This window comes from Sphingorhabdus sp. (assembly GCF_044357595.1).
Classification (GTDB): domain Bacteria; phylum Pseudomonadota; class Alphaproteobacteria; order Sphingomonadales; family Sphingomonadaceae; genus Sphingorhabdus_B.
This window is the reverse complement of the sequence record NZ_JBIKPH010000074.1, coordinates 1-12,321: the sequence shown is the minus strand read 5'-3', so window position 1 is coordinate 12,321 and position 12,321 is coordinate 1. Positions and strand designations below refer to the sequence as shown.

Below are 12,321 nucleotides of genomic sequence, written 5' to 3'. Positions count from 1 at the left end.
TCCTATCACGCTTTAACGTCAAGGCAGACCGAGAAGCAGAATTCTTGACCCTAATCCCACAAATGGAAAGGAATGCTGCCGACGAAATCGGAACCCTGGCATATAAATTTTATCGCCTTGATGCGCCACATGCATTCGCGGTTTTTGAGAGCTTTGTTGATGAAGCTGCTGATCAAGCCCACCAAGCTAATCCCGCTAGCACCGACATCATAACAACGATGATCGAGTGTATAGACGGCACATACACCCGTGAATATCTGTTGCCCATAGCGCCATGACAGGCATTTACACTTTGGGTGCGCTTTTGCGGAACGGAGCCTCTCTGCGCCCGCAAGAGATGGCTCTTATCTTTCCCGACAAGCGCACGAGCTATGCTGATTTGAATGACCGGGCGCGCCTCTGGGCGGCTGCGCTCATCGCGCGCGGCGTTCAACCGGGCGATCATGTGGGCCTTTTGCTGACGACGCGCCCTGAATTTGTGGAAGCGCTGTTCGGCATTGCGATGGCCGGGGCTGTCGCTGTACCTGTGAATGCGCGATACCAGCCCGGAGAGCTCGCATTTCTTGTCAAAGATGCAGACCTAGTCGGCCTAATCACCACAGGTCGTGTGGCTGATTCACTCGATTTCAGCGAACGGCTGATGGAAGCACTCCCGTCACTTGCTGCAGCGGTAGATCCAGAAAACTTGTCACTTACGGAAGCGCCAAAGCTCCGGTCAATTATCTGCTTAGACGAGCCTTGCCCTGCCGGACTAGTGTCGGCGCGCACTGCGCTCCCGGCCTTACCCCTGTCTGTTCAGACCTCAACCGAGATTGATGCTCGGATCGACGCCGTTGACCCCCAAAGCATAGCCATGATCCTCTATACATCCGGGACAACAGCCAATCCGAAAGGCTGCCTCATCCGCCACCGCGGGATTATCGGGAACAGCCGCAATCTGGGTCGGCGCTACGAAATGGAGCCAGGCGACAGATTCTGGTCGCCATTACCCATTTTCCACATCGCTGGAATTCTGCCGCTTGTGTCAATTCTCGACCTTGGCGGTACCTATCTAACAATCCCCAACTTCGATGCTGGCGTAGCGCTTTCCATGCTTGAAACCGAAAAAGCTACGCATGCTTATCCATGCTTTGTAACCATCATGCAGGATCTGATCGAACATCCAAAATTTACTGAAACAGATTTGTCCAGCGTTAGGCTGATGAATGCTAATTTTGGTGTGCAGCCAGACTGGATCAGAGATGCGATGGTCAAAGCTATGCCGCACACGATCATGGTTGGAACCTATGGCCTGACCGAAGGATCTGGTACAATTTGCACAAGCCGAACGACAGACCCTTGGGAAGCCCGCGGTTGGCGGCTTGGCGTTCCTCTCGATGAATGGGAGGTTCAGATCGTTGACATCGAAACGGGCGCTATTTGCGGCTGTGATGAAAAGGGTGAGATCGTCGCTCGCGGGCCAAATATGTTGGCCGGATACTATAATGCGCCAGAAAAAACGGCTGAGGTGATTGACGCAGATGGTTGGTTTCACACTGGCGACATTGGTTCGTTCGATGCGCAAGGCCAGATCATGTTTCATGGCCGAACCAAGGACATGATGAAAGTCGGCGGAGAGAATGTGGCCGCAGCAGAGATTGAAGCGGCGCTGCAAACGCACCCAGCCGTAAAGCTTGCGCAGGTTACAGGCATTCCGCATCCACGTTATGTTGAAGTGCCGGCTGCATTTGTCGAACTTAATGACGGCAAGAGCGCGAGCGAAGCAGAACTCATCGCCCATTGCACTGGAAAGCTCGCTAGCTTCAAGCTTCCAAGGCATGTCCGGTTCGTCAGCGAATGGCCAATGTCAACGTCGAAGATCCAAAAATTCCGCCTGCGGGACACCCTTATCACTGAACTAGAAGAGGCCTGATTCCATGAGAAAGTCATTCATCGCCAAGCTCGTTGCTAAGCCAGAAAAAGCAGCCGATCTGGAAGCGCTGCAGATAGAGTTGCGCGCGCTTGTTCATCTTCACGAGCCGGATTGCGAAATCTACGAACTGTTCAAGGCAACCGATATGCCAAACACCTATTTTTGCGTGGCGACGTTCAAATCAGAAGCTGCTTTTGACCACCACATGCACATCGATTTTCATGATCGGTTGGTCCCCCCAATTCTGGAGTGTCTTGCTGAGGAAATGGAACTCAGCTTTCATGAAGCCGTCTGACGGGCAGTAAACATGGCAATCGTGCGTAAATTACATCAAGCTACGTTAAGCGAACTACCCGCTGCAGGTGTTGCGCCCGCGTCGCCAACGCAGCAATGGCTCAAAAGCGCCCAGACAAAGAAGCGCCTGATAGAAGGCGCCATTCGCTGCATCGTGAAATTCGGCTATTCGAGAACGACCACCTCACGCGTCGCTGCAGAGGCCGGTCTGTCTCGTGGTGCGATGCTGCATCATTTTGAAAACGGCGAAGCGTTGATGCGCGCCGTGATCGCCGAGCTAAATGATAAGCGCCTGCGGGCGATTCGGCGCACCGGCGATATGGACAGCCGGGGTGTCCACGAAGTCGTTCGGACCTATTGGGACCAGCTTTCCAGCTCGAGTTTTACCGCATTCCACGAACTGTCGATTGCCGCACGGACCGATCAGGGGCTGGCCCAGATACTCGAGCCTGCACAAGCCGAATTTCGCGAGCGGCGATATGCGCTGTCCATCGAGGCCTTCCCCGAATGGCAGAAAAACCGCACGAATTTCGATCTTGCGCTCGCGTTGTCGCAGCAAACGATTGAAGGCATGGCGATTAACCGCCTCGTCCATGGGCTGGACGAGGCAATGGTTGAACCATTGCTGACCAATCTTGAACGACAGATCCAGGATCTGAAACCGCCTGCAGATTAGTTAATTACCGGCAGGCCTTCTGGACTTTTACCGTTTTGGTTCCGGTCACTTGTTCTTATACACCTCACTTAATGAGACTGATCATAGCCATCAAGCATCCGGAAAACTCCAGCAAGAGGCAGTGAGGGTTGCATTGAGCATGGCGTTGCCGCGACGGCGGGTGGCATCGGATTTAGGGCCTGGCTTTTCAACATTGGGCAATTGGGTGTTACAGTATCGATCCGGTGGTCTGACTGCGCAACCGCAAGCATATCTTGCCGGGTAGAATAAACGCCTGCGTCTAGAGAACCGGGTACACAAGCCAGTCAACAGCAGTTATGTCGCAAAGCCGCCGTTAAAGGCCAAAGAAAGCTTGTCAGGTTGGCTATTTAGGCGTATAGTTTCCTTCGTCGACGATTTCGAAATTAGCGATTTCAGCTCGATATGTCGCTTGTCGCATAACCCCCTCCCAACAATCCTTAGGTTATGCCGATGACCTGATATTGGGCATGTGCGACACTCGCGTATGTTTAACAAAAATACAAAAAAGCCATCGCGTAAGCCCGCTACTTCGACAGCCATCAACGGCGTGGACCTACCCGCGTGGGTGTATGCAAAGCCCGAGCCCGCAGCTCATGCGACAACGTCGCAAGCGCCGGCGGATGCAACAGACGAACTGCTGACCAGAACCGAGGTGGCACGATACCTGCGCGTGTCCGACCGCACGGTGTCACGCCTCATTCGCACAGGCAAATTGCCCGCGTCACGCATCGGACGAGCTGTCCGTATCCGACAATCAGACCTGCTCGAGATGCTTAATGGAAAGCCCAGTATTTCTGCTGGTTTAGGTACCTGTCGTGAATAGGCTCGGCCCCATACTGGGTTGAATATGTAGTATATGTACCCACGAATATCACCTTATGTCCCCTCCAGTCCTCACGAGGTTTAGATGACCGATAACGACCAAAATAAGCCCACCCTCGCAGATGCACTTGTTGCGCTGTTGGAGGCGCCGCTGACCGACATCCAGAAGCGTGATACGCGCAGCGCGGTTAAAACCTTTTGCAAAGTGCTAGGTCTGTCGCCCGATGAAGTGCCTGCGAGCCCAATATATATCCGGCGTAAATTGGAAAGCATTTCGTTTCTTGCACATGGATACTCCAAGGGCCGCTGGGGAAATGTCAAAACCGGTGTGGCGCGCGCGGTAGGCCTTGTGGGCAAAAGCTATCCAAGCCGCAACACAACCCCGCTGCTGCCGAAATGGGCTGCGCTTTTAAAGATGCTGCCGGCGTCCCTTAAACGGAAAGTTTCGGCAGCTGCGCGGTACCTAAGCGGCCTTGGTATAGAACCAGACACCGTCTCGCTGGCAGATCTCTATGGCTACCGCGATACCATATTGAACGATCGCATGCGTGCAAATGCCGAGCAGGCATGGGACCATTTTTTGTGGGGGTGGAACCTTGCAGTCGCGCAATTTCCAGACACGTGGCCGCAAATCATAATCCCGCGTGTCGAGAAACGCGAAGTCTATGTCTATCCGTTCGCATACTTCCCACCTTCGTTCGAGGCCGATGTGATCGCCTATGCCGACCGCATGCGTAATGTGAACTTGGACGATGATGGACCATTGCGACCATCACGGCCTGCGACCATTGAAACCCGCACCCGCCAGTTACGGACAGCTGCATCCGTACTTGCTCGGTCCGGCCTTGACCCTGCAACCATTACTAGCATCGCCCGTCTGGTCGAGGTCGATAACTTCAAGCTGATTTTGTATTTTCACATGGAGCGGGCTGGCGGAAAAACGTCTGCAGGGGTGGCGCAAATAGCATCGTGTCTGCGCAATGTTGCCCGCCACTACGTCAAGGTAGATGAGGAGCATGACCGAAAGATGAGTGCTCTTTGCAAAAGGGTATCTGTGCAGACAGGCGGGCTTACGCCCAAGAACCGTGAGCGACTTCGGCCTTTTGATGATCAAGAGCTTGTACGGCAGTTCTTATGCCTGCCAGATACGATCCGGCAGCATTTGGAGCGCGATAAGCGGGCGCCATTACAAAAGGCGGTCTTGGCGCAGTTTGCTGATGCGCCAGATTATTGGCATCTTCGATGAATACACATCACGCGAGAACGGCAAGAATGTGAGCCGCTCGATGCGCGAGTCGGCCAAGCAGGGTTTTTGGAACGGTGCCACTGCGCCGCTCGGCTACTGCATTGTCGAGGCTGAAAAGCGCGGATCCAAGATCAAGAAGAAGCTGGCGGTTGACCCTGTGGAGGCAGAGCTCGTGCGCCTGATCTTTACCCTCTATGCCTATGGCATTGATGGCGCGCCCCCGCTTGGGGTTAAGGACACGACCAAGTGGCTCAATGCCAAAGGCTATCGCACCCGCAAAGGTGCAGCGTTCGGTGTAGGCCAAATCCATAACATCCTTACCAACCGGACGTACGCTTTGGGCATCTGCCGCTACGGCGTTCGCAATGGTCGGACCCAGGAACTTAATGACCCCGAGAGCGTCATTGAGATCCCCGTGCCTACTATCGTGGCCTTGCCGCTGTTCGAGGCGGTGCAGGCCAAGCTTACCCGTAACAACCCCAAGGTGACTGCACCCCGGGTGGTGAACGGCCCGATCCTGCTCACTGGTCTTGCTGTATGCGCCACCTGTGGATCATGGATGACTCGTACCGGCACAAAGCGAGGTAATCGCTCCTACAGCTATTACACTTGTGCAGGCTGTCATCAAAAGGGCCCTTCGGTCTGCAAGGGACGGCACATTCCGCTAGCCAAGCTTGACGACCTCATCCTTACCAACGTCAAGGATCAACTCCTCGCGCCTGAACGCCTCGAAGACATCCTGTGTAAGCTTGTGGAGCGGCGTACCTCGCGTCAAACCGAGGTTGCCGAGCGGCGCTGTGCCCTTGAAGCCCAGCGAGACAAAGCCAAGGACAAGCTAGCCCGGCTTTACCGTGCCATCGAAGATGGCGTGGTGGAGCTTGATGCGGATCTCAAGGACCGCATCCAAACCATCAAGCAAGAGCGGGATCTGGCCGAAACAGCAATCGAAAGGATCGCCGATACGGCAGCAAGCCGAACCGAGATCACCCCTGCGCGTCTGGCGGCGTTCTCCGACCTCATGCGCGACAAGCTCGAAACAGGCGATATCCACGCCCGCAAAGCCTACCTGCGCGCCGTTATATCCCGCATCGAAGTGGGTGATGAAAACATCCGCATTATCGGAGAAAAGTCGAGCCTAGAGAAGGCTGTCAGTACCACACTAACGGGGAAAATCCCTGTTAGTGGTTTGGTACGTAAATGGTGCACCCGGAGCGATTCGAACGCCCGGCCCTCAGATTCGTAGTTAGAGGAAATCATACAGAAATAGCCGATGTCAGCCCATTAAACCATGATAACCTTAACTATTTTTGTCTGTAATATTCTACAATCATCCTTGATATGATTTCATCTGATGCCTATCTGATGCCTACAACGTTCTAAAGCATCAGGTAAAACAATGTCCAAAGCCCCGATTACAAAGCGCACGGTAGACGCAGCCCAAGCGGCCCCCTTGGAATATGTCATTTGGGATGACCGAGGGAAAGAAACTGTCAAAGGCTTCGGTTTAAAAGTTACTCCAGCGGGAGCAAAAGTTTACATATACCGCTATCGTATCGCCCGCCCAGGAAAGGCTGACCGGACACCACCGCGTAAGTACACTATTGGCAGGCACGGCAACCTGACGCCGGATCAGGCGCGATCCCGCGCCAAAGAACTTGCCGCGGCAGTAGCGCGGGGAATTGATCCGCGGCAGTCCGAACTTGCTGCCATAGGCGCCATAGATGAAGCAAAACGCGAAGCAAAAGCTAAAGCAAAACTCGACCAGACACTTGTTTTTGAAAAAGTAGCGGAGCGATGGCTGGAGGAGTATGCTGTAAACCATAGACCCCGTACGGTAGAGCAGGCACGCCATATTGTAGCCCAGCGTCTGGAGCCGGCGTTAAAGGGTAAGCCCATGCCGCATATCACACGCGCCGATTTGCAAGCCATTATAGACGGCATCCCACTTAAGCATCGTGCAAGCCGCTTAGCAGTTTACGCTTATGCGTCCGTTCTTTTTCGCTGGGCGATGGAGCGGGGCGAAATTTCGGATAATCCTGTGCGCATGATGGCAAAACCAAGCGCGCCAAAGGCACGTAATCGGGTCCTGACCGAAGATGAACTTGCGACGGTGTGGAAGTCTGTCGATAGATTGACTGACCCATACAAAGCATATTTCAAGCTACTATTATGGACCGGCCAGCGACGGGAAGAAGTAGCAGGTATGAAATGGACAGAACTTGACCGCCAAACCGGGCAATGGATCATTCCAGCCGAACGAACCAAAAACGGCACGAAGCAAATAATCCCCTTAGCACCTGCAGTTGTTGGAGAAATTGACCGCCTAGCGCTGGCTTTAAAGGTCGAGGCAGGCATTAAGGAATTTGAACCCGGCTGCTGGCCTAAGGCGGGTCCTGTCTTATCTACTGACGGCAAGAGAACTATCAAATCATATTCAAAAGCAAAGTCGAAACTGGACATCGCAACGAGCGACGTCTTGGGCGACGATAGTCCAATGGAAGCATGGCGAATCCACGATCTGCGGCGGACGTTAGCAACTGGCTTGCAAAAGCTTGGTGCTCGGTTTGAAGTAACAGAGGCCGTCCTTAATCATATATCAGGGGCACGGTCCGGCGTTGCAGGCATTTACCAGCAACATGATTGGAAGGAAGAAAAGCGCGATGCGCTCCGGGCTTGGGCCGCTGCTGTAGCAGCCATCGCGGCCGGGCATCGCTCTGATCAATTCCTCAATCAAAGTGGCGAGGGCGATCCACTGGCGTGGAGGGCATATATTCGCGCTTGTGTCGATAACGGTGGCAAACCAGTGAAGCGTGAGAGCGACAACGTGGTGCCAATCAGCAAGACCACCCGTTCAGGAGGATCCGCATGACATCTACTGATGAGTGGATAACAGGCGCCACTGCTGTGGCCATGTTGCGGGATGCAGGCGTGGTTGATCTGTGGGTTCTCGGAGTGTGGGCGGGCGACGGATTGCTTGGTACACGTGCGAAAGTTGAGCGTGTTGCAGGCACGATAGAAACCGACACACCAAAGTCTAAGGCAATCCCGCGTTATTTTTGGGGCGAGCTTCGCGCCAACGCCGTGATGGCTGATTGGGCTGCGGGTGTGTTTGAAACCACTACGGATATCGACACCGAGGAGGAAGGCTGGCGAGAAGCTAGCTGGCGGATATCGGGTGTCGAATTTAAAAATGAGGATCTTCAGAAGTGCTTGGGTATGGGAAGTTTAAGCCAGGCTAGTGCGCGCAGTGATCGTCGCGGCATTCTACCTGCATCCGCAAAAGCGAACCATCGCAAGTACGAAGCGGATGCTCATAAGGCAGCAGAGATTGTGCGTACGGAGGGCGTGCTGCCATCCAAGGCATTTAAGCGCGTAGCAAACCAGTATAACGATCAGATGTTTCTCAATACATCGGTCGAGCACGCGATAAGGCAGGCTTATGACCTGATGTACGATAAAAAGGGAAATCCGCATCAAAATTGATCCCGATTGATCCCGCGACTTCAACCTTAATCTGATTAGATAGGATGGTTACCGACACAGAACAAAGGTAACCGATATGCAAGACGGACTTCTAACTACTTCCGAAGCTGCGCAATATGTGCGGCTCGGAAAACCAACCCTCGAACGCTTCCGCCTCAGCGGCGACGGCCCTCTTTACGCAAAGCTGGGTGGGGCTGTTCGCTACCGTCAAGCCGATCTTGATCAATGGATCTCGAGCCGCCTGACTAACTCCACAAGCACACGTATAAGTGGAGAACCAGTATGAACCCCGCCGAAGAATATGTCACCCATGGAATGGCGCTTATTAAAATCCCGCCACGCAAGAAAGGGCCGACCACCAAAGGCTGGAACGAGAAGGCAAACGCCATTACTGAGCCGCAAAAGGGCGGTGAACTAAACGGCAATATAGGTATCGCCCACGCGTACTGCTTGCCTACTCCGACAATGGCTCTCGACATTGATGATATGGAACGGGCTTCGGCTTGGCTTGCCGCGCGTGGTATCGATGTGGCTGAACTGCTCGATGCTTATGATGCTGTGCAAATCGTGTCTGGCAGGCTCGGGCGTGGAAAGCTGCTTTACCGCTTACCTCCCGGCCTCAGGCCGATCGAAAGCCTAACCATTAAGGAGACGGCAAACGTAAACGGCGAAGAAAAGCAAATCACGGTCCTCGAATTTCGCTGCGGAACCGCTGACGGGTTAACGATGCAAGACGTACTTCCTCCGTCGATACATCCCGATACAGGCCTGCCTTACCGTTGGGGCGGGAAAGGTGACTGGCGTCAGATCCCAGAAATCTCGGCTGCGCTACTTATCGTTTGGCAACAAGTGTTAGTTGCTCGCCAAGCAACCCGCACTCGCCCTAAGGGCCGTCCCTCCTTGTTCAATAGCGTTCAAGACACCCCAAGGCAGCGCGCGCGCGTTGCTGTCATGCTAAGCCATATATCTGCCGACTGCAGCTATGAACTTTACCGCGACATGGTTTGGGCCATTCTTAGCCTTGGCTGGCATGACGGGGAAGATATCGCGAAGGCATGGTGCCTGACTGCGCCACACCGCTTCGAAGAAGATAACTTCTGGAACGTCGCCAACAGTCATGACGATACCCGCACTCCGACCATCGGAACTATCATTCACCATGCACGTGCAGGAGGGTGGAATGGCTGACGTTGTACCCATTACCATAGCGCCGGTGCCGAGTGCCCTGATGGAACTCCAACGCAACTTCTGCCTTCTTTCGTTGGGGGGCGACGTTCGGGTAGCTGACCGCCGCGAGATTGCTCAGGTCTTTAGTGGTGAACGCGACGAGGACATCGGCATGTACAAGATGCCGGCAGGCAAGCTGCTCATGCAGAGACTTCTTGAAAGCCTTCCCATAACCTCCGAACCGAAGAAGGATATTGCGGAATTCTTGGTCAGCCCGAACACAAGGGTATTTGATGCGGTTGCATTCAGCCCGTTACCTACTCCGCCAAACACCCTGAACTACTGGAACGGCTCCCCAATAGAGCCAAAAAAAGGTTGCTGGTACATCATCCAGCAGTTCTTACTCGACATCATATGCGATGGCGACATCGAGTTATACGGCTACCTGTTTTGCTTCCTTGCTCACATGTTGCAGTACCCGGATGAAAAGCCAGGCATAATCATAACTCTCCTCGGCGGGCAGGGTACTGGCAAAGGAACCTTTTTTGAGTTGTTGCGGGCAATCTGGCCACGAACGTGCCTGTCTACTTCTAGCATCGATCACGTTATCGGTAAGTATAACGCCGCACTCGAACGCAACTTCGCTATTTGTATGGATGAGGCATTATTTGCTGGGGATCGAAGGGGAATAGACCGCCTCAAGTCATTTGTCACCGAGCCTATCGTGACTGTCGAACAGAAAAATCAGCCGAGACGAACTATCAGGTCCTACCACCGGTTTTTCGCCGCCAGTAATCACTTCCATTTCGCGCAGGTAGATGCTGATGACCGGCGCTTCGTATTCCTAAGGGTTTCCAATGCTCACCAAGGCGACTTAGCCTACTGGAAAAAGGTCCACGCAGCGCTTGCTGATCCTTCAGTAATAGCGGGGCTGGTTCACGACCTAAAAGGTTACGAACTCGGCGAGTTCAATGTTCGGGAACGACCAAAGACCCGCGAGCATCTGGAACAAAAACTTCGCTCGCTATCTGGGTTTGACAGGTACTGGTATCAAGTTCTCCAAACCGGAATATTCGGTGATGATGCATATCCTGAGCCGCTTGGCACTTGGACCGCCTCGTGCTTCATCGGCACGGAGGACTTGATGAGGGCTTGGGGCCAATATGAGAAGGGCCAGCGGCAATACGCAACGCGTCAGGAGAGCGAGGTGCACGCTGCACTCAAGCGTCTCTGCCCGCCACGAGTGAATAAACGTAAAAAATCCCGTAACATGCCACAAAAGCGTGGCTTCCATTTGCCGGCGTTGCCAGGCGCTAGAGCAGAATTCGAACGCGCGATGGGCGGTGAGGTGGACTGGTATGACCCGGGGGAGGCAGAAGCGTGATTTCGGTGGCAAACTTGCCACCAGTTGCCACTAGCGGTGGCAACAAAATCCTCAGCTTTTCTGTGTGTTTGATGGGTAGTTGCCACCATTGCCTCCTCTTTTTTAAAAAGAAAAGAAAAGAAAGAAAGAAGTAGAAATAGCGGACATCAAAACAGGTGGCAACGGTGGCAACCCAACGACACTCACCCTCGTCCAGTACCTAAATCGCTCGCACATCAGCGAGCCTAAGGAGAGAACCACTATGAGCCGCTACAAACTGCATATTGGGCATTACGTGATTTCGATCTCGGGGTTCGCTCATGACCAACCAGTGTGGTCCCGTCAGCAACTCAAAGTGCATAAAGGCCCCACGATCGAACTCACAATAGCCTTCCCGCAAGACCCACCTAACCGGTTTAACATTCCGTTTCCGGTAACCCGCGATATGCTCAGGAAGCTGGTAGGCCGTCACGGGGGCATACTCTGGCCCAAGCAACTCAAACTTCTCCACGACCGAATTTATGAATTTGCCAAGGACGTGGCCGACAACCATAGTTGGTACCGCCCCTATCGTCCCTTTCCTGATGGGTTTGAGGACTGCGTTGCTGTGGCTTGGCCTGTGACAGCTAAGGGTAGTGTCGGCGCAGCCGACGCCGAAGAATATGTGAAAAGCTGGTTTCCATGAGGTCAGCGAACAATTCAGCCAGTGCCCGTCTGGCGCGCACCTCGGCTTATGTAATGTAAGAAATGAGGCCAATGCCCCTTCCAAACATCCTCTCAGGCAAAACAAAACGCTGCAAAGCCAAGTGTAAGGCACGCGGTGACCAATGTCGTAATCCAGCCGCTTATGGAATGGGGGTCTGCCGCTATCACGGCGCACGTAAGGCAGAAACTATCATGCGAGGTGCAAACCATCCGCAGCATAAACACGGAAATGAAACTCTTGAAAAAAAGGCAGAGCGGAGCAAGCGGCTGGCAGAACTTCGTAAACTTGAGTCACTATCATTTGCGATGGGAATGGTCTCAGGGCCTAAGTGGCGGGGACGAAAGCCGCGAGCATCAAACCCATCCGCATCACAGCGCCGAAACATAGCCGCTAATAGCATCTGATATTGAGTAAGATTAGCAGCCCTAAATTTGAATGACCAATGACCGATGGTGGCGATCAGTTCCGCGCTGGGCTTGGATGCATGCCTAATGACCGCTTTGCGCCCTATTCTGTTGAAAAACTCGCCTGTAGTGACGATTGTTAGGCGGTCTGGAATGCAGGCGCGCGGGCTTACATTCCGGATCAGGCGGGTGCGGGGCTCGGCATCGGGATCACCTTGGCCATTTTA

13 protein-coding genes are annotated in these 12,321 nt (G+C 53.7%); all 13 read left to right on the top strand.

Annotated elements, in window-relative coordinates; translation table 11 throughout:
• Positions 1–278: putative quinol monooxygenase (locus ACIQ2T_RS08505; RefSeq protein ID WP_397590437.1), on the top strand; the 278-nt coding region annotated here is incomplete at its 5' end.
• Positions 275–1,912 (top strand): class I adenylate-forming enzyme family protein, encoded by a 1,638-nt coding sequence (locus tag ACIQ2T_RS08500; protein ID WP_397590436.1) that lies wholly within the window; start codon positions 275–277, stop codon positions 1,910–1,912. The genes ACIQ2T_RS08505 and ACIQ2T_RS08500, both read left to right, overlap by 4 nt.
• Positions 1,913–1,916: 4 nt before the next feature.
• Complete coding sequence (locus ACIQ2T_RS08495) at positions 1,917–2,207, top strand: antibiotic biosynthesis monooxygenase (protein WP_353205939.1); 291 nt, start codon at positions 1,917–1,919, stop codon at positions 2,205–2,207.
• A gap of 12 nt (positions 2,208–2,219) precedes the next feature.
• A complete protein-coding gene (locus tag ACIQ2T_RS08490) occupies positions 2,220–2,882 on the top strand; it encodes a TetR/AcrR family transcriptional regulator (RefSeq protein ID WP_397590435.1) in 663 nt (220 codons plus the stop codon).
• Positions 2,883–3,387: 505 nt separating this feature from the next.
• On the top strand, positions 3,388–3,726 hold the full coding sequence (locus ACIQ2T_RS08485) for a helix-turn-helix domain-containing protein (protein ID WP_397590434.1): 339 nt from the start codon (positions 3,388–3,390) through the stop codon (positions 3,724–3,726).
• Positions 3,727–3,810: 84 nt separating this feature from the next.
• Entirely contained in the window at positions 3,811–4,971 is a 1,161-nt protein-coding gene (locus tag ACIQ2T_RS08480; RefSeq protein ID WP_397590433.1) for a hypothetical protein, read from the top strand.
• Positions 4,972–4,999: 28 nt separating this feature from the next.
• On the top strand, positions 5,000–6,214 hold the full coding sequence (locus tag ACIQ2T_RS08475; RefSeq protein WP_397590432.1) for a recombinase family protein: 1,215 nt from the start codon (positions 5,000–5,002) through the stop codon (positions 6,212–6,214).
• Positions 6,215–6,367: 153 nt separating this feature from the next.
• On the top strand, positions 6,368–7,840 hold the full coding sequence (locus ACIQ2T_RS08470; protein ID WP_397590431.1) for a tyrosine-type recombinase/integrase: 1,473 nt from the start codon (positions 6,368–6,370) through the stop codon (positions 7,838–7,840).
• Positions 7,837–8,454 (top strand): hypothetical protein, encoded by a 618-nt coding sequence (locus ACIQ2T_RS08465; RefSeq protein WP_397590430.1) that lies wholly within the window; start codon positions 7,837–7,839, stop codon positions 8,452–8,454. The genes ACIQ2T_RS08470 and ACIQ2T_RS08465 overlap by 4 nt, the downstream gene beginning before the upstream one ends.
• 76 nt (positions 8,455–8,530) lie before the next feature.
• On the top strand, positions 8,531–8,740 hold the full coding sequence (locus ACIQ2T_RS08460; protein ID WP_397590429.1) for a helix-turn-helix transcriptional regulator: 210 nt from the start codon (positions 8,531–8,533) through the stop codon (positions 8,738–8,740).
• Positions 8,737–9,642 (top strand): bifunctional DNA primase/polymerase, encoded by a 906-nt coding sequence (locus tag ACIQ2T_RS08455; protein WP_397590428.1) that lies wholly within the window; start codon positions 8,737–8,739, stop codon positions 9,640–9,642. Before ACIQ2T_RS08460 ends, ACIQ2T_RS08455 begins: the two co-directional genes overlap by 4 nt.
• Positions 9,635–11,005 (top strand): primase-helicase family protein, encoded by a 1,371-nt coding sequence (locus ACIQ2T_RS08450; RefSeq protein WP_397590427.1) that lies wholly within the window; start codon positions 9,635–9,637, stop codon positions 11,003–11,005. Before ACIQ2T_RS08455 ends, ACIQ2T_RS08450 begins: the two co-directional genes overlap by 8 nt.
• 241 nt (positions 11,006–11,246) lie before the next feature.
• Positions 11,247–11,669: a hypothetical protein gene (locus tag ACIQ2T_RS08445; protein WP_397590426.1), complete on the top strand. Its 423-nt coding sequence runs from the start codon at positions 11,247–11,249 to the stop codon at positions 11,667–11,669.
• Positions 11,670–12,321 lie beyond the last annotated feature (652 nt).